Origin of the sequence: Streptomyces sp. NPDC052020 (genome assembly GCF_040680575.1) — a bacterium.
Classification (GTDB): Bacteria; Actinomycetota; Actinomycetes; order Streptomycetales; family Streptomycetaceae; genus Streptomyces.
Genome location: NZ_JBFAWY010000004.1, coordinates 170,015 through 187,302, shown reverse-complemented (window position 1 = coordinate 187,302; position 17,288 = coordinate 170,015). Strand labels below are relative to the sequence as shown.

Annotated in this window: 13 protein-coding genes; 1 reads left to right on the top strand and 12 read right to left on the bottom strand. The window is 73.7% G+C overall.

The annotated features are described in order from the left end of the window. Positions 1–36 precede the first annotated feature (36 nt). Complete coding sequence (locus AB0L74_RS05495; RefSeq protein WP_365645842.1) at positions 37–1,428, top strand: OFA family MFS transporter; 1,392 nt, start codon at positions 37–39, stop codon at positions 1,426–1,428. Positions 1,429–1,639: 211 nt separating this feature from the next. Here AB0L74_RS05495 and AB0L74_RS05490 read toward each other — a convergent pair whose 3' ends face one another. The 12 genes from AB0L74_RS05490 to AB0L74_RS05435 all read right to left on the bottom strand — a co-directional run bounded on the left by AB0L74_RS05490 (position 1,640) and on the right by AB0L74_RS05435 (position 17,151). Then, positions 1,640–2,830, bottom strand: a complete 1,191-nt coding sequence (locus AB0L74_RS05490) for a sugar phosphate isomerase/epimerase family protein (RefSeq protein ID WP_365645840.1) — start codon at positions 2,828–2,830, stop codon at positions 1,640–1,642. A gap of 104 nt (positions 2,831–2,934) precedes the next feature. Continuing rightward, positions 2,935–4,323, bottom strand: a complete 1,389-nt coding sequence (locus AB0L74_RS05485; RefSeq protein WP_365645838.1) for a nucleotide pyrophosphatase/phosphodiesterase family protein — start codon at positions 4,321–4,323, stop codon at positions 2,935–2,937. Beyond that, entirely contained in the window at positions 4,320–5,489 is a 1,170-nt protein-coding gene (gene eboE / locus AB0L74_RS05480; RefSeq protein WP_365645836.1) for a metabolite traffic protein EboE, read from the bottom strand. Before eboE ends, AB0L74_RS05485 begins: the two co-directional genes overlap by 4 nt. Positions 5,490–5,492: 3 nt before the next feature. Continuing rightward, a complete protein-coding gene (locus AB0L74_RS05475) occupies positions 5,493–6,383 on the bottom strand; it encodes a TatD family hydrolase (RefSeq protein ID WP_365645834.1) in 891 nt (296 codons plus the stop codon). Further along, the gene (locus tag AB0L74_RS05470) at positions 6,383–7,132 is read right to left on the bottom strand and encodes an EboA domain-containing protein (RefSeq protein ID WP_365645832.1); all 750 of its coding nucleotides are present in this window, start codon (positions 7,130–7,132) and stop codon (positions 6,383–6,385) included. The genes AB0L74_RS05475 and AB0L74_RS05470 overlap by 1 nt, the downstream gene beginning before the upstream one ends. Next, positions 7,129–8,241 (bottom strand): sugar phosphate isomerase/epimerase family protein, encoded by a 1,113-nt coding sequence (locus AB0L74_RS05465; protein WP_365645830.1) that lies wholly within the window; start codon positions 8,239–8,241, stop codon positions 7,129–7,131. The genes AB0L74_RS05470 and AB0L74_RS05465 overlap by 4 nt, the downstream gene beginning before the upstream one ends. After that, on the bottom strand, positions 8,238–9,209 hold the full coding sequence (locus AB0L74_RS05460) for an SCO3242 family prenyltransferase (protein WP_365646046.1): 972 nt from the start codon (positions 9,207–9,209) through the stop codon (positions 8,238–8,240). Before AB0L74_RS05460 ends, AB0L74_RS05465 begins: the two co-directional genes overlap by 4 nt. Positions 9,210–9,487: 278 nt before the next feature. Beyond that, positions 9,488–10,789 (bottom strand): inositol-3-phosphate synthase, encoded by a 1,302-nt coding sequence (locus AB0L74_RS05455; RefSeq protein WP_365645828.1) that lies wholly within the window; start codon positions 10,787–10,789, stop codon positions 9,488–9,490. A gap of 113 nt (positions 10,790–10,902) precedes the next feature. Further along, complete coding sequence (locus AB0L74_RS05450) at positions 10,903–12,246, bottom strand: ThuA domain-containing protein (protein WP_365645826.1); 1,344 nt, start codon at positions 12,244–12,246, stop codon at positions 10,903–10,905. Between the two features lie 14 nt (positions 12,247–12,260). Further along, the gene (locus tag AB0L74_RS05445) at positions 12,261–14,753 is read right to left on the bottom strand and encodes a PQQ-dependent sugar dehydrogenase (RefSeq protein ID WP_365646044.1); all 2,493 of its coding nucleotides are present in this window, start codon (positions 14,751–14,753) and stop codon (positions 12,261–12,263) included. A 113-nt stretch (positions 14,754–14,866) separates the two neighbouring features. Continuing rightward, positions 14,867–15,865 (bottom strand): sugar phosphate isomerase/epimerase family protein, encoded by a 999-nt coding sequence (locus tag AB0L74_RS05440; protein WP_365645824.1) that lies wholly within the window; start codon positions 15,863–15,865, stop codon positions 14,867–14,869. 134 nt (positions 15,866–15,999) lie between these two features. Continuing rightward, positions 16,000–17,151, bottom strand: a complete 1,152-nt coding sequence (locus tag AB0L74_RS05435) for a Gfo/Idh/MocA family oxidoreductase (protein WP_365646042.1) — start codon at positions 17,149–17,151, stop codon at positions 16,000–16,002. Positions 17,152–17,288 lie beyond the last annotated feature (137 nt).

The window sequence follows — 17,288 nt, the reverse complement described above, 5'->3', positions numbered from 1 at the left end:
TGGCCGGATCTTTCGACGCAAGGGGTGCTGAGCCGCATGACAACGACCGAATTCTCGAAGCCGTCCGTCCCGTGCAGGGAGGTGACGGACCGCAACGGCCGGGTGTACCGGATCGGCGAGTCCGACATCGACATCATGGGCCGGCCACGCAAGTGGATGGTCATCCTGCCGTGGATCGGCATGATGGGCATCAGCTCCGCCGAGTACGCGTTCACGTCGGCGGAGGACACGCTCCACGAGGCCCACCTGTGGAGCAGCGGGCACATCTTCTGGCTGATGGGCGTCTGGGTGTTCTTCCAGGCCGCCGTGGCCTTCCCGGCCGGGCAGCTGCGGGAGAGCGGCCGGCTGCCGGCCCGCTCGGCGATGCTGCTCGGGGCGGCCGGGACCCTGCTGGGCTATGTGTCGCTGGCGTACGCGCCGCATGTCGCCGTCGCCTACCTCGGCTTCGGCATGTGCAGCGGCATCGGCGCCGGCCTGGTCTACGCGACCTGCGTGAACATGGTGGGCAAGTGGTATCCGGAGCGAAAGGGCGGCAAGACGGGCTTCGTCAACGGCGGCTTCGCCTACGGCTCCGTGCCCTTCGTGTTCCTGTTCACCTCGTACATGGACCTGGGCAACTACCAGACGGTGCTGGTCTCGGCCGGTGTCGGCCTGTGCCTGGTCGTGGCCGGGTCGGGCTGGTTCTTCCGGGATCCGCCGAAGAACTGGTGGCCCGCGCACGTCGACCCGCTCCGGCAGACGGACGACCCGAAGGTCCGCCGGGCGCTGGCGAAGAACCCGCCCGCGGTCAGGCAGTACGCCCCCAGGGAGGCCGCCCGGACGCCCGTCCTGTGGAGGATGTGGTTCTGTCTGCTGTGCACGGCCGGCATCAACATCTTCGGCATCGCCTTCCTGGTGCCCTTCGGCAAGGACATGGGCTTCGCGGGCGGGATCGTGGCCACCGCGATGTCCCTGAAGGCGCTCGTGAACGGCACCGGGCGCGGGGTGATCGGCTGGATCTCCGACCGCTGCGGCCGCCGCAACACGCTCGTCATCGTGTGCCTGGTGCTCGGCGCCGCCCAGTTCGGCGTGCTGGTCTCCGGCCGGATGGGCGTCATGCCGTTCTTCCTGCTCTGCTCCATGGTCTCCGGTTTCGGCGGCGGGGCGATCTTCCCGCTGTTCGCGGCCATGACGGCGGACTACTTCGGCGAGAACAACAACGCCACCAACTACGGCATGGTCTACAGCTCGAAGCTGGTCTCCGGGCTCGTCGGCTCCGGCATGGGCGCGGTCGTCGTCGGCGCCTGGGGCTACGAGGGCGCGTTCGTCCTGGCGGGCGGCATCGGACTGGCCTCCGCCGTACTGGCGCTCTTCCTGAAGGCGCCGGACCGGCCCGGGACCCGGCGCATCGTGCCCAACCCGCGGCCCCTGGGCGAGGAGGCGGCGTAGCGGCGACGGCCCGGAAGGCGGACGGCGGCCCTTCCCGCGACGGGTGCCGGCGGGGAGGGCCGCCCGCCGTGCGCGGGTTCCGTGCGGCCGGCCGCGCGGAACCCGGCGGCGACGGGGCGGTGGGTGACCGGGCCGCGAGGCGTCGGCCGCCGGGAGGCCGGGCGGGGCGCTGCCCTGGGCGGCGCCCCGCCCGGCCGCTGGCCGCGTGCACCTAGCGGCGCCGTTTGCGCAGTGCCGCGAGGTTGTCGTAGCTGATCTTCGCGTAGCGCAGCGACCGTCCGGGCTCGGTGGAGCTCGGGGCGTTGTCGTCCTCGACCATCGGGTTGTGGTAGCCGCGGTGGCCGACGCGCGAGAAGAACGTCGTGTAGTCGATGACGCCGGTTCCGAAGGGCACCATCTCGTAGCCCATGCCGTTGGTCGTGCTGACGACGCCGTCCTTGGCGTGGAACAGCGGGTAGCGCTTGTTGTGGCGGGCGACGAGGCCGGCCGGGTCGAAGACGCTCTCCCGGGTGGAGCCGTCGTGGGCCGTGTAGGTGTGGAACTTGTACTGGGCGACGTGCGCCCAGAAGATGTCCATTTCGAGCCAGACGAGCCTGGGGTCGGTGACCTTCAGGAAGTACTCCAGCTTCCGGATGCCGGAGCTGCGCGTCGGACGTCCCTGGTCGTCGAGCGGGCCGCCGTCGAGCAGGAAGCCGTAGGCCGCGTCGTGGTTGTGGGTGTAGAGCTTGACGCCCTCCCGTCGAGCGATCTCGCCGAGGGCGTTCCACTTGTCGGCGGCCATGTCCCAGTCGGCGCGGTAGGAGCTGCCGGTGGGGTCGCCGCCGGTGCCCATGTGGCCCATGCCGAGGATGTTGGCGATCTCCAGGTGCTTCTTGAAGGTGTCCAGGTCCGCCGTGGTCAGCGGCCAGGAGGACGGGATGAAGCCGTGATTGCCCTGGGCCCTGAGGCCGTACTCGTCGAGCCAGCGGCGCAGCAGCCGGGCGCCCCGCGCGGACTCCAGGTCGGCGCCGCCGGGCGCGTTGGCGTGCTGGCGGTACCCGGCGAACTCCACCTGCCGGTAGCCGTACCGCGCCAGTTCCTTGAAGACCTCGCGGAAGCCCGAGGGCAGGTCGGTGGCGAGGGGGTCGCGGCCGGTGGCGTCGCGGACGGTGTAGAGGATGATGCCGCGCCGGTCGGCCGGGACGAGGATGTCGCCGCCCCGGTCGTGGCCTCTGCCGCGCTCCTGCGCCGCCAGCGCCGCGGGGGCCCCGAAGACCGGTGCGGCGATCGCGGCGGTCGCGGCGGCGGTGCAGGTGCTCAGGAAGCGGCGGCGGCCGATGCCGAGCCGTTGGCGCAGGGCCTCGTCGGGGCCGTCGGCGGCGGGGGGGCCATCGGTGGGCGAGGTGTCGCGAAACAGGGTCACGGGTGCCTGCTCTCTCTGTCGTGGCCTGCCCTGATGCCGTCAGGACCGGCCGTTGTCAGTGGCGTGTGTTTCACTCTCGGTAGCTGGATTTCGGTGGTGGTGCGTCAGCCGAGTCCGGCGAGGTGGAGCAGGAGTTGCTTGACGTCGGTGGCCGCGACGCGGTCGCCGACAGCGCGGGGGGTGGAGCAGATGAGGAGCGGACCGTCGTCGTCGCTCGCGGGGAGGCGGCCGTGGCTGCCGCGAATAGGTGAGGCGTCCAGGGGCACGACCGCCATGCGGTAGCGCATGCCGAGCTTCTTGCGGGCCAGGGCGGTGGCCGCCTTGACCTTGACGTAGGGGTCGAGCGGGTCCATGAACAGCTCGACCGGGTCGTAGCCGGGTTTGCGGTGGATCTCGACGAGCCGCGCGAAGTCGGGCGCGCGGGCGTCGTCGAGCCAGTAGTAGTACGTGAACCAGGCGTCCGGCTCGGCGACGGCGACGAGGTCTCCGGCGCGCGGATGGTCGAGGTGGTGGGCCTTCTTGCCCTCGTCGTCCAGGAGCTGGTCGATGCCGGGCAGGCCCGCCAGGGCGGTCCGGGCGGCGTCCAGGTCCTCGGGGCGGCGGACGTAGACGTGGGCGATCTGGTGGTCGGCGACCGCGAAGGCGCGGGAGGCCATCGGGTCGAGGTACTCCATGCCGTCCTGCGTGTGCACCTCCAGCAGCCCGGCGCGGCGCAGGGCGCGGTTGATGTCGACGGACCGGTTCACGCGGGTGATGCCGTACTCGGACAGGGCGACGACAGTGCGGCCTTCGGCGCGGGCGTCGTCCAGGAGCGGGGCCATGGCCGCGTCCAGGTCGTGGGCCGCTTTCAGGGAGCGCGGGTCGTCGGGGCCGAAGCGCTGGAGGTCGTAGTCGAGGTGAGGGAGGTAGCACAGGGCCAGGTCGGGGCGGCGGGTGCGCAGGATGTGCCGGGTGGCGTCGATGATCCACCGGCTGGAGGTCAGGTCCGCGCCGGGGCCCCAGAAGTGGAAGAGCGGGAAGGTGCCGAACTTCCCGGTGAGTTCGTCGTGCAGGGCCGGGGGCCTGGTGTAGCAGTCGGGTTCCTTGCGGCCGTCGGCGTAGTAGACGGGACGGGGGGTGACGGTGATGTCGGTGTCGGCGCCCATGGCGTACCACCAGCAGATGTTGGCGACGGTGTAGCCGGGGTGGGCGCGGCGGGCGGCGTCCCAGAGCTTGTCACCGGCGACGAGTCCGTTGTGCTGGCGCCACAGCAGGACGTCGCCGAGCTCGCGGAAGTACCAGCCGTTGCCGACGATGCCGTGCTCGGAGGGGAGGGTGCCGGTGAGGAAGGTGGACTGGGCGGCGCAGGTGACGGCGGGCAGGACGGTGCCGAGGGGCGCGTGGGAGCCGGAGCGGGCGAGGGTCTTCAGGTGCGGCATGTGGTCGAGGAGACGGGGGGTGAGGCCGACGACGTCCAGGACGAGCAGCGGGGTCGGTCCGCCGGGTCGGGTCATGGCAGTTCCTTGAGGCCGAGGTCGGTCAGCAGGTCGCGGGCGAGGGTCAGCTCGGCGGCGATGCCGTCGGTGAGCTGGGCGCGGGCGCGGGGCCGCAGCTCGGGCGGGAGGGCCTGCCAGGTGTAGGTCTCGACCTCCAGGTGGCGGGTGAGCGGGCGCGGGCCGCCGACGAGCCGGGTCAGCGCGGCCTTCAGGACGGGGAGGGTGGAGGTGAGGGGTGCGGCGGGGGCCGCGTGCAGGGGGACGTGGAAGTGGGCGCGCCAGGGCCCGGAGTCGGGCAGGGCACCGCCGTGCAGGGCCTCGCCGAGGTCGTCGGTGCCGCGCAGGCCGGCGGTGGTGAGGGTGCGGGTCTGGTGCAGGAAGCGGGGTTCGGCGAAGGCGGCGAGGGCCTCGCGGACCTCGGGGAAACGGGGGTGTTCGGCGTGCAGGGCGGCGGAGAGCTGGGATTTGACGACGGGGACACCGGCCCCGGTGAGGGCGTCCAGGGCGGTGTGCGGGTCTTCGAAGGAGGTGGCGAGATGGCAGGTGTCGACACAGACGCCGATGCGGTCGTGGGCGATCGCGGTGAGCGGGGCGATGGCGTCGCGGGTGGTCTCGACGACGCAGCCGGGTTCGGGTTCCAGGCCGACGCGGATGGAGCGGCCGGTGAGTTCCTCGAGTGCGTCGAGGCGCTCGCCGAGGCCGCGCAGGGCGTCGCGGGCCCGCTCGGCGCGGGTGCCGTCGTAGGCGGTGCGCCAGGCGAGCGGCAGGGTGGAGATGCTGCCCTCGGTGACGTCGTCGGGGAGCAGCCCGGCGAGGAGGCGGGCCAGGGCGGTGGTGTGGTCGAGACGTGCGGCGTCGGCCCAGTCCGGCTGGTACACGCGGTATTTGACCTCGTCCGCGCCGAACCCCTCGTACGGAAAGCCGTTGAGGGTGACGACCTCCAGGCCGCGCCGGTCGAGTGCGCAGCGCAGCCCGCGCAGGGCCGACGGGTCGGTGACCAGGGCGCGGGCGGCGTCCTTGGCGAGCCACAGCCCGATACCGAGCCGGTCGCGGCCCAGTCGGCGGCGGACGGGTTCGCAGTGGTCGCGGAGCTGGGCGAGGACGCCGTCGAGGGTCTCGGCGGGGTGGACGTTGGTGCAGTAGGCGAGGTGGACGGTGGAGCCGTCGGGGTGGCGGAAGCGCATGGCTCACGCCCCCGCGGCCGGGTCGCCGGTCTGCTCGGAGGCGTCCTTCGGGGCTCCGCGGAGGATGGAGTTGCCCTCGTGTGTGGTGTCGGTGGCCGGTACGTCGAGGGTGAGGCGTCCGCTGAGGCCGTAGAAGGCCGCCGGGTTGCGCCACAGCACCAGATCGACCTCGTCCTCGCTGAAGCCCTCGGCGAGCATCAGGTCGGCGACCTTGCGGGTCTTGAGCGGATCGCTTCTGCCCCAGTCGGCGGCGGAGTTCACCAGCACCTGCTCCGGGCCGTAGGCGCGGAGGATCGCGACCATGCGGGCCTCGTCCATCTTGGTGTCGGGATACACGGAGAAGCCGAGCCAGCAGCCGCTGTCCTTGGCCTCCTTGACGGTGGTCTCGTTGAGGTGGTCGACCAGGACCCGGTCCACGGGCAGCGCGGACTCGCGGACGACGTCGAGAGTGCGGCGCAGACCGGCGAGCTTGTCCCGGTGCGGGGTGTGCACCAGGGCGGGCAGGCCGTGGTCGGCGGCCAGCTGGAGCTGGGCGGCGAGGGCGGTGTCCTCGGCGGGCGTCATCGCGTCGTAGCCGATCTCGCCGACGGCCACGACGCGGTCCTTGACGAGGTACCGGGGCAGGTCGTCGAGGACGGGGACGCAGCGGGGGTCGTTGGCCTCCTTGGGGTTCAGGGCGATCGTGCAGTGGTGTGCGATGCCGTACTGGGCGGCGCGGAACGGCTCCCAGCCCAGCAGGGAGTCGAAGTAGTCCCGGAAGGACGCGGGAGAGGTGCGGGGCTGGCCGAGCCAGAAGGCGGGCTCGACGACGGCGCGGACGCCCGCTGCGTACATGGCCTCGTAGTCGTCGGTGGTCCGTGACGTCATGTGGATGTGGGGGTCGAAGATGCGCATCAGGACTCCTTGCCGTCGCTGCCGCGGGTGCCGTCGCCGGCGGGCGGAGCGGTCGTGGGGTCGGTCAGGGCCAGGACGCGGTGCAGGTCCGCCGGGACGGGACGGCCCGCGGCGGTGCGTTCGGCGGCGTAGTCGGCGAGCATGCGGGCGAGTTCGGCGTCGCCGCGGGCACGGCGGGGCAGGCCGGCCACATGGTCCACCGGGACGCCGGTGAACAAGCACTTCAGTACGGCGTGCCGCCACTGGTGGGCATCGAGGTGCCGGGCGGCGTAAGGGCCGACGGCGGCGGCCAGCAGCCGGGTGTCGTTGGTGCGCAGGGCGTCCTCGACGAGCGGGAGGGCCTCGGGGCCGGGGACCAGGTGGGGCAGGGCCAGCAGGACGGCGCGGCGTTCGTCGGCGGTGCCCTGGTGGTAGACCCGGGTCAGGACGTCGGTGCCGGCGCGGGCCGCGTGCAGGATGACGACACGGGCGGCGTCGGCGTGGCCGGCTCCGCAGCGGCGGCCGGCCTCGGCCAGGCGCAGCTCCCACACGGAGAGCGGCCCGTGGGCGCCGGGGTGGGCGGCGGCCTCGTCGAGGGCCTGGTCGAGCCAGGCGCGGGCGGCACCGCCGAGGTGAGCGGTGAGGTGGGCGTGCAGCTCGTGCGGTGAGGGGAGGGCGGAGGCGCCCGGACCGTCCGGGACGCTGCCGGGGCCGCCGGTGTCCTGCGGACGCGCCGCCGGGGTCTGGGGTGTGGGCTTCGGTGGGGTCACGGGGTGCTCCCTTCGGGGGTGGCGGAGGGCTTCCCCGGGGTCGGGGTGTCCGGGGCGACGGGCGGGGCGGGCGGCGCGGCGTCCGGGCCCGGGTCGCCGTGGGCCTGGCGGCGCGAGCCACCGGCCGGGTCGCCGGGGCCGCTGGTCGGGGCGGTCGCCGCCGCCCGGCGGAGGAAGGGGAGGGAGCGTTCGGCGTAACGGGGTCCCGCGTGGGAGTGGCGGGGCAGTTCGACGACGGTCAGGCCCTGGTAGCCGGTGGCGGCCAGGGCCGCGAGGACGGGCGGAAAGTCGATCTCTCCGTCACCCAGGGGGAGGTGTTCGTGGACGCCGCGGCGCATGTCCTCGATCTGGACGTGGCGCAGCCAGGGGGCGGCGGCGCGTACGCAGTCGGCGGGAGGGAGGGGTTCGAGGCACTGGCAGTGGCCGATGTCGAGAGTGAGGCCGAGGATCTCCGGATCACCGAGGGCGCCGCGCAGCCGGTGGAAGTCGGCGAGGGTGGCGAGGAGATGGCCCGGTTCCGGCTCGATGGCCACGGGTACGCCGGCGGCGCCGGCCGCGTCCAGGACCGGGGCGAGGGCGTCGGTGAGCCGCTTCCACGCCGTGTCCTCGTCGGTACCGGCCGGGGTGACGCCGCTGAAGCAGTGGACGGCGTGGGCACCGAGGCCGGCGGCCACCCGGACGGCGCGGACCAGCAGATCGGCGCGGCGGGCGCGGTCGTCCGGGTCCGGGTCGAGGAGGGAGGGCCCGTGTTTGCGGCGCGGGTCGAGGACGTAGCGGGCGCCCGTCTCCACCGTGACGCCCAGGCCGAGCGCGTCCAGCCGCTGAGCGACCCGGCGGGTGCGGGCGTCGAGGTCCGGCGCGAGCGGGTCGAGGTGCATGTGGTCGAGGGTCAGGCCGACGCCGTCGTAACCGAGGTCGGCGAGCAGGGCGAGGGCGTCGTCGAGCCGGAGGTCGGCGAGGCCGTTGGTGCCGTAACCGAAGCGGAGGGCCGCGGTGCCGGGAGCGCCGGGGGCCGGGGCTGCTCCGGGGGCAGGGACAGCTTCGGTCTGGGGTGTTGTCCCAGGCGTCGCCGTCGAGGGGTCGTCGGGACGCGGCGGTTCGTGGCTCATGTGATGCTCACCTTCCTCGCGAACTTCCGTCCGGCCGGTGCGAGGGCCGCGACCAGGAGCGCGGTGACCGCCGCGCCGGAGCGGGCGGTGAGCGCGGCCTGGAGCGGGATCGTGGCCCGGATGCCGCCGCCGACGGCGCGCTGGGTGAGCGGAGGTGAGGGGTTGAGGGCGGCGTGGAGGTAGGGCCGGGCGGCGGTCGCGGCGTAGGCGGCGCCGAGAGCGGCGGTGATTCGGGCGGTACCCCGGCCGATCGCGGGCCGGGCGGCGGTCGGGCCCGCCGGGTGCCGCCCCGCGCCGGGGAGGGCGGCGGCGAGCCGGGCGGGGCCCTGCCCGGCGGGCCCCGGCAGGCCGGGGGCGGCTGCTTCCCCTCGGCCTGCCGGGAGTCGGGTGGGGCGGCGTGTCACCAGCCGGGTCAGCAGCGCGGTCGCGGCACAGGCCGCCAGGGGGGCCAGGGCCGAGCCGCCACGGGTCTCCTGACGGGAGACGGCCGTGACGGCGAGGGTGTGGGCGCCCAGTAGCGCGGCGGACGGCAGCGCGGCCCGGGTGCGGCCGTTGGCGGCCGCGGCGCCCAGGAGCAGGTCCAGGCCGCGGGCCGCGGCCATCGCCGCGGGGCCGGCCGGCGTGTGCTTCAGGGCCAGGTCGTAGGCCCAGACGGTCGCCGCGAGCGGCGTGGCGACGGCGAGGGCCCGGCGGCCCGCACCGGCGGCCAGGGTCAGTCCGGCGCCGGTGAGGGCGCAGGCCGCGGTGAGGGCGGCGGACGGGCGGAGACGACCGGAGGGAAGGGGGCGGTGCGGGCGCTCGACGGCGTCCTCCGCGCGGTCCGCCCAGTCGTTCAGGGCCATGCCGGCCTCGTACAGGCACAGGGAGGAGCCGATGGCGAGCAGCGTGCGGGGACCGGCGTGCGCGCCCGCCGCCGCGGCGCCCGCGAGGGCGTCACCCGGGACCGTGAACAGCGCGGGCAGGCGCAGTAGTTCGGCCCAGGCGAGCGCTTGGGCCGCACGCCCCGCGCCGCGGGCCCCGGCGGACTCGGCGGACTCGGCGGACTCGGCGGACTCGGCGGACTCGGGCAATCCGGCGGGCGGCGAGCCACCGGTCCAGCCGTTCCTACCGATCCCAGCAGCCCCGGCGGCCCCCATGACCCCACCGGCCCTGCTGGTCTCACCGGCCCTACTGGTCTCACCGGCCCTACTGGTCTCACCGGCCCTGCTGGTCCGGCCGGTCCCGCTCGTCTCGGCGTCGGCCGGGCTCACCGCCGGCCTCCGATCCCGCCGCCGTGCTCCGTCCGCTCACCCGGTCGAACCTTCGGCCGAGTGTTCGGCCGTCGGCCGGCTCCATCCCCTGGCGAACCGTCAGGCATCTCGCCCGGCCGCCGCCGCTCAAGCCGCTCCCCCGCGCCGGCCCCCCGCAGCCGCTCCGCGAACCGGGTCAGCTCGGCGTACTGCTCCGCGAGGCTCGCGGGCGCGTCGCCCACGGGATCCTTGAAGTAGAAGCCCAGTGCGCCCAGCGGGCCGGACAGGCCCGCCTCGTGGGCACGGGCGGCCAGCCGGGCCAGGTCCAGCACGAGCGGGGCGGCCAGTGCGGAGTCGCAGCCCTGCCAGATGGTCTGGAGGATCATGCGGGAGCCGAGGAAACCGTCGAAGGCGATGTGGTCCCAGGCCGTCTTCCAGTCGCCGAGCGCGGGGACGTCGTCGATGTGGACCTCGCCCTCGGGAATGGTGCCGAGGGTGTCGGCGAGGACGCGCTCCTTGCCGGCGTTCTTCGCCGCCGCGGCGGCCGGGTCGGCGAGGGCGGCGCCGTCCCCGCCGCCGAGGAGGTTGGTGCCGGACCAGGCGCGGACCGTGAGGGCGCGCAGGGCGAACATCGGGCCCAGCACCGAGCGCAGCAGGGTCTGGCCGGTCTTGCCGTCGCGGCCCGCGTACGGCAGGCCGCTCGCCGCCGCGGCCTCGGTCAGTGCCGGATGGTGCAGTCCGGTGGAGGGGGTGAAGTTGACGTACGGGCAGCCGGCGCGCAGGGCCGCCGCCGCGTACAGCGAGCTGGGCGGCAGGGCGCCGCCGGTGGCCGCGGGCTCGGTGGAGGCGACGTTGACCACGACGGCCCGGGCCAGTTCCGCGCGCCGTACGAAGTCGCGGATGTCCGCGGCGAAGGCGGTGATCAGCGCCTCCTCGTCACGGGTGTCGCCGGGCTGCGGGCCGCCGGGGCGGATCTCGCGGTCGGCGGCGGCCAGTTCGGCGTGGACGGCGGCGGGCAGGCCGGGCGGCAGCACGCCTCCGGCGGCGAGGGCCTCCGCCCGTTTGGGCAGCGGGCAGACGAGGGTGTCGTGGCCGCCGAAGACGAGGGACGGCAGCGGCGGCAGTCCGGTGCCGGCGAAGACGGGTGTCTCCGTGACCAGGCCGGCCGGCGGGTGCAGTCCGGCGGTCACGGCGGCGCAGCCCGCCACCACGGTCGTGGCGACGGAGCCCCGCGCTCCGACCAGCCACACACCGGTACGCGGAGCCGAAGGGGAAGGTGGAAGGGAGGGGGAAGGAGAGGGGGAAGGGGACGCGGACATGGGCAGCCTCCTTGTCACACGCGTCGTGGATGACCCCGGGGAAGACCGGGGGTGGCGGCGGGCGGGAGTCCGGCGTCCCCCGCCCGCCGCCGCTCAGTCGCCCCGCGCGGCGGTCAGGGCAGTTCCTTGATCCTGATGTCGCGGAAGGACACCTGGTCCTCGGCACCGTGGTTCTGGACGCCGATGTGTCCGTCCGCCAGGCTCCGGGCCGGATCGGTGTTGGTGTAGTCGTTGATCTGCACGCCGTTGAGCCAGACGCGGAGCCGCTCGCCCTCCACGCGGATCTCGTACGTGTTCCACTCCCCCGGCGGGTTCAGCGCGCGGTCGCGCTTCTTCAGGTCGGCGGAGCGGAAGCCGTAGACGGACCCGGTGGTGCGCTCGGGCACGTCGGTGGCGTCGATCTGGATCTCGTAGCCGTTGTTCACCGCCGACCAGGGGTCGTCGGAGGGCGGGAAGCCCACGAACACACCCGAGTTGTCGTCACCGGCGGCCCCGTCCGTCCGCCAGTCCAGCTTCAGCGAGTACGACCGGAAGCCACGCTCTGCGTACCAGAGCATGCCCATGCCACCCGAGGAGGTGAGCGTGCCGTCCTCGCTCGGTGTGAACGAGCCGGGGCCCGCCTGCTTCCAGCCGTCCAGGGAGGTGCCGTCGAAGAGCGGCCGGTAGCCGTTCTCCGGGCGGCAGTCGGCCTGGGCGTCGCCGATGGCCCAGCGGATGCCGCCCAGCAGGTGCTCGCGGAAGGCCGGTTCGGCGTAGGACTCCTTGGTGTGGCCGCCGCCGGTGTAGAAGGCGCGGCCGCCCTGGTAGGTCTGGCACCAGGCGATCGGATGGTCGCCGTGCATGGTGCCGCCGGTGTACGACGACTCGTCGAGCGAGGCGAGTACGTGGGCCCGCTCCCGGGGGTTGGAGCGGTAGTCGTACCACTCGTCGGTGCGCTCCCAGGTGCGCGCCAGGTGGGCGGTCGCCGGGTGGGCGCGGTTCTCGACGGCCACGGTGGCCGGCTGGATCGCCGGGTGCGACCGGAAGTAGGCGCCGGCCAGGCCGCCGTAGAACTCCCAGTCGTACTCGGTGTCGGCCGCGGCGTGTACGCCGACGTAGGCGCCGCCGCTCCGGATGTAGCCCTCGAAGGCGCGCTGCTGCGCCGCGTCGAGGACGTCGCCCGTGGTGGACATGAAGACGACCGCGTCGTAGCGCCGCAGGTTGCGCGGGGTGAACATGCCCGCGTCCTCGGTGGCGTCCACCCGGAAGCCGCCCGTCCGGCCGAGCTCCCGGATCGCGGCGATGCCCTCGGGGATCGAGTCGTGGCGGAAGCCGGCCGTCTTGGAGAAGACCAGCACCCGCTTGCCGTCGTTCTTCCCGCCGCCGTCGTCCGCCTGCGAGGCGGCCGTGCCCGACACGGTGCCGAGCAGCAGGGCGGCACCCACGGCGGCGGTCGTCACGCGTCCGGTCGCGCGCATGGCGTCCCCTCCTCTCAGCCGGTGGTGAAGGTGAAGTCGTCCACGTCGAACAGGGCGCCCGTGCCGCTTCCCTTGAAGACCAGGAAGAGCTCGGTGGTCCCGCGCGGTGCCCGGGACAGGCCGGCCTCGACGTCCTGGAAGGTCTCCCAGCCGCCGGTGACCGGCACGACCGCCTTGCCGAGCAGGGTGCCCCGGGCCGACCCGGCACGGATCTCCAGGGTGCCGCCGGCACCGCCGGAGGAGACGCGGGCCGTGACCTTCTCGGCGTTGCTCAGGACGTACGGCGTGAAGGAGATCCAGTCGCCGTTGTGGACGTCGCCGACGGTCTTGCCGCCGTGCGCGGTGTCCTTGGTGATCACCGAGACGCCCGAGGAGTCGCCGAAGTGCTCGGCCTGGCGGCGCTTGGGCTGGGTGACGTTCTGGTCGTGGGTGGTCAGCGGGGCCTGGCCGCCTCCGCCGTTGTCGGTGTACTCGGCGTCGAAGACGCCGAAGATGTTGGCGTTCTCGTCGTGGCCGCCGTCGGCGCTGGTCTGGATGGTGCCGGCGCAGCCGTTGGCCGAGGTGAGCGGGTGGCCGTGGGTGTCGTGGCCGAGGATGAAGCTGACCTTGACCTTGGAGCAGTCGATGGAGCGGCCGTCCTCGGCGTCGGTGACCCGCACCTTGAACGGGACGGCGTCACCGAAGCTGAACAGCTGGCCGTCCCTGGGCAGGTCCAGCGTCACCTCGGGCGCGGTGTTGCCGACGACGATCCGCACGCTGGCGCTGCCGGTGCGGCCGGAGGGGTCCGTCGCCGTCACCGTCGCGGTGTAGGTGCCGTTCTTCCGGTACCGGTGCGTCGGGGCGGCCTGGGTGGAGGTGGAGCCGTCGCCGAAGTCCCAGCGGTAGGTGAGGGCGTCGCCGTCCTGGTCGGTGGTGCCCGCGGAGGAGAAGCTCACCCGCAGCGGGGCCTGGCCGGAGGTCCTGCTCGCGGCGGCCTGGGCGACCGGCGAGTGGCCGTCGGTGGCGTTCTCGATGCGGTACAGGGCGGAGTGCTCGTCACCGCCGAACCAGGACAGGCCGTAGTCGAGGACGTAGAGCGCCCCGTCGGGCCCGAACTCCATGTCCATCACCTGGGTGCCGGACCAGGGCACGTCGTTGATCGACCGCACGGTGCCGTCGGCGTCGCTGGTGATCCGCTTGATCCAGCGCCGTCCGAACTCCCCGACGAAGAGGTCCCCGTCGTACGCCTCGGGGAACTTCACCGGCGAGTCGAGGTCAGGGTCGTAGTGGTAGACGGGGCCGCCCGCCGGGGACTCGGAGCCGTCGCCGAACTCGGGCACGGACGGTCCGTCGTACGGTATCCAGGCCGGCTGGGCCGGGGGCAGCTCCGTCAGGCCGGTGTTGTGCGGGGAGTCGTTCCTCGGGGCGGCGCAGTCGAAGGGCTCGCCGGAGGCGCCGGTGGCGAAGTCGTAGTCGATGTAGGCGTCGTTGTCACCGGTGCAGTACGGCCAGCCGAAGTTGCCGGGGCCGGTGACGCGGGCGAACTCGACCTGGCCGGCCGGGCCGCGGCCGGGGTCGGCGGCGCCGGCGTCGGGGCCGTAGTCGCCGACGTAGAGGATGCCGGTCTCCTTGTCGACGTTGAACCGGAACGGGTTGCGCAGGCCCATCGCGTAGATCTCGGGCCGTGTCTTGTCGGTTCCGGGCGGGAAGAGGTTGCCCTCGGGGATGGCGTAGGACCCGTCCTCGTTGACCTTGATGCGCAGGATCTTGCCGCGCAGGTCGTTGGTGTTGCCGGCGGTGCGCTGGGCGTCGAAGGCCGGGTTGCGGTTCGCGCGTTCGTCGATCGGGGTGTAGCCGTCCGACTGGAACGGGTTGGAGTCGTCACCGGTCGACAGGTACAGGTTGCCCTGCGCGTCGAAGTCGATGTCGCCGCCGACGTGGCAGCACATGCCGCGGGTGGTCGGCACGTCGAGGATCTTCTTCTCGCTGGCGGTGTCGAGGGTGCCGTCCTCCTTCAGCACGAACCGGGAGAGCCGGTTGACGCCCTCGTAGGGCGCGAAGTCGGCGGCGGTACCGGTCTCCGGGGCGTCCCCCGCCGGGGTGTTCATCGGCGGCGCGTAGTAGAGGTAGATGTAACGATTCTGCGCGAAGCCGGGGTCGACGCCGACGCCTTGCAGGCCCTCCTCGTCGTGGGAGTACACGTCGAGCTTGCCCGCGAGCCTGGTGTCGCCCGCCGCGTCGGTGAGGCGCAGTTCGCCGTCGCGTGAGGTGTGCAGGACCGAGCGGTCCGGCAGGACGGCCAGCGACATGGGCTCGCCGACCTCCGGCTCGCCCTTGGCGAGGGTGACCTGCTGGAAGTCCTCGGCGGCCGGAGCGGCCGCGGGGGCGGCGCCCGCCTGCGGTGCGGCGAGGGTGAGGGAGGCGCCCGCCAGCAGGGCTCCGGTCAGCAGCGCTACGGCCTGCCGGAACGGACGCCGTCCGCGGGCGCCGGTTCTGCCGGTGCCGGTGGTGCGATCGGTGCGATCGATGGGGTCGGTGCGGTCGTTCCCGTGCACTGATGCCTCCAGGAAGGGGCCGGTCGTACGGGTGGGGTGCGGATGCGCCGGGGTGCGCCGTCACCCCGGGAAGCGGTGCGCGGTGGTCAGTTGCCGAACGCCGCGTCGAAGGAGGCCGACGGCGCCTCGAAGTCGTAGGTCCTCAGGCGGGCCAGCGCCTCGGGGGCGCCCTGGAGCCGGTCCATGCCCGCGTCCTCCCACTCCACCGAGACCGGGCCCCGGTAGTCGATGGCGCGCAGCATCCGGAACACGTCCTCCCAGGGGACGTCGCCGTGGCCGGCCGAGACGAAGTCCCAGCCGCGGCGCGGGTCGCCCCACGGCAGGTGGGAGCCGAGGCGGCCGTTGCGTCCGTCGAGGCGCTTGCGGGCCTCTTTGCAGTCGACGTGGTAGATCCGGTCGCGGAAGTCCCACAGGAAGCCGACCGGGTCGAGGTCCTGCCACACGAAGTGGGAGGGGTCGAAGTTGAGGCCGAAGGCCGGGCGGTGGCCCACGGCCTCCAGCGCGCGCTGGGTGGTCCAGTAGTCGTAGGCGATCTCGCTGGGGTGGACCTCGTGGGCGAACCGCACGCCCTCGGCGTCGAAGACGTCCAGGATCGGGTTCCAGCGGTCGGCGAAGTCCTGGTAACCGCGTTCGATCATCGACTCGGGAACAGGCGGGAACATCGCGACCAGATGCCAGATCGCGGAACCGGTGAAGCCGATGACGGTGTCGACACCGAGCGCGGCGGCGGCCCGCGCGGTGTCCTTCAGCTCGGCGGCGGCACGCTGCCGCACGCCCTCGGGCTCGCCGTCGCCCCAGATGCGGGCGGGCAGGATCGCCTGGTGGCGTTCGTCGATGATGGCGTCGCAGACGGCCTGGCCGACGAGGTGGTTGGAGACGGCCCAGCACTTCAGGCCGTACTTGTCGAGGAGCTGGTGGCGGCCCGCGACGTACGACGGGTCGGCGAGCGCCTTGTCGACCTCGAAGTGGTCGCCCCAGCAGGCCAGTTCCAGTCCGTCGTAGCCGAAGTCGCGGGCCAGGCGGCAGACCTCCTCCAGCGGCAGGTCCGCCCATTGACCGGTGAACAGCGTGAAGTTGCGCGGCATCCGTATCCGTCTCCTCTGTGTGGTGTGGCGCCGACCGGCTCCCTCTGGTTCCCTCCGCCTTCTCCGCCTTCTCCGCCTTCGCTCCTCCTCCGTCGTTCTCTGTCTTCCCTGCCTTCTCCGCCTTCACTGTCCTCTCAGACCGCGATCGGCGTGTAGACCGAGTTCTTCCGGGCGCTCTCCTCCACCGCCGCCAGCACGCGCTGGACCTGGAGACCGTCGGCGAAGGACGGCTCGGGCTGCCGGCCCTCGGCGATGGCGTGCACCAGGTCCCGGGCCTGGTGGACGAAGGTGTGCTCATAGCCGAGGCCGTGGCCCGGCGGCCACCAGCCGTCCAGGTAGGGGTGGTCGGACTCGGTGACGAGGATGCGGCGGAACCCGGCGTGCGTCCCGGGCTCCGTACCGTCGTGGTACGACAGCTCGTTCAGGCGCTCCAGGTCGAAGGCGAGGGAGCCGCGTTCGCCGTTGAGTTCGATGCGCAGGGCGTTCTTGCGGCCGGTGGCGTACCGGGTGGCCTCGAAGGAGGCGAGGGCCCCGGACGGGAAACGGCCGGTGAACAGGGCGGCGTCGTCGACGGTGACCTCCCCGGTGCCGCCGTCGGCCCGGTCGGCGGACAGGCCCTGGGCGGTGCGGCCGGGCAGCGGGCGCTCCCGCACGAAGGTCTCGGTGAGGCCCGAGACGCCCGCGAGGTGCTCGCCGGCCAGGTACTGGGCGAGGTCGACGATGTGTGCCCCGAGGTCGCCGAGCGAGCCGGAACCGGCGTGCTCCTTGCGCAGCCGCCAGGTCAGCGGCGCGGCGGGGTCGACCAGCCAGTCCTGGAGGTACGTCACCCGCACGTGCCGCAGCCTGCCGATACGGCCCTCGGCGACCATGCGCCGGGCCAGCGAGGTGGCCGGGACCCGGCGGTAGTTGAAGCCCACCATCGCCAACTGCCCGCGCGCGTCGGCCTCCTGAGCGGCCCGCACCATGGCCTCGGCCTCCTCGACGGTGTTCGCGAGGGGCTTCTCGCACAGCACGTGCTTGCCGGCGGCGAGGGCCGCCAGCGCGATCTCGGCGTGGCTGTCGCCCGGGGTGCAGATGTCGACGAGGTCGATGTCGTCCCGCTCGACCAGCGCGCGCCAGTCGGTCTCGGCGGACGCCCAGCCGTGCCGGTCGGCGGCGGCGCGGACGGCGGCGGCGTCACGGCCGCAGACGGCGGCCAGTTCGGGGCGCAGCGGCAGGTCGAAGACGCGGCCCGCGGTGCGCCAGCCCTGGGAGTGGGCGGCGCCCATGAAGGCGTAGCCGACCATGCCCACGCGCAGCGGCGGCCTGGCGGAGCCGGTCGCGGCCGCCGGGGCGGGAACGGAGGCGGTGGCGGTTCCCAGGGCCGCGCCACCGGCGCCGGCCGCGGGGGCGAACGCCGCCTCGACGGCCCCGCCACCGGCCG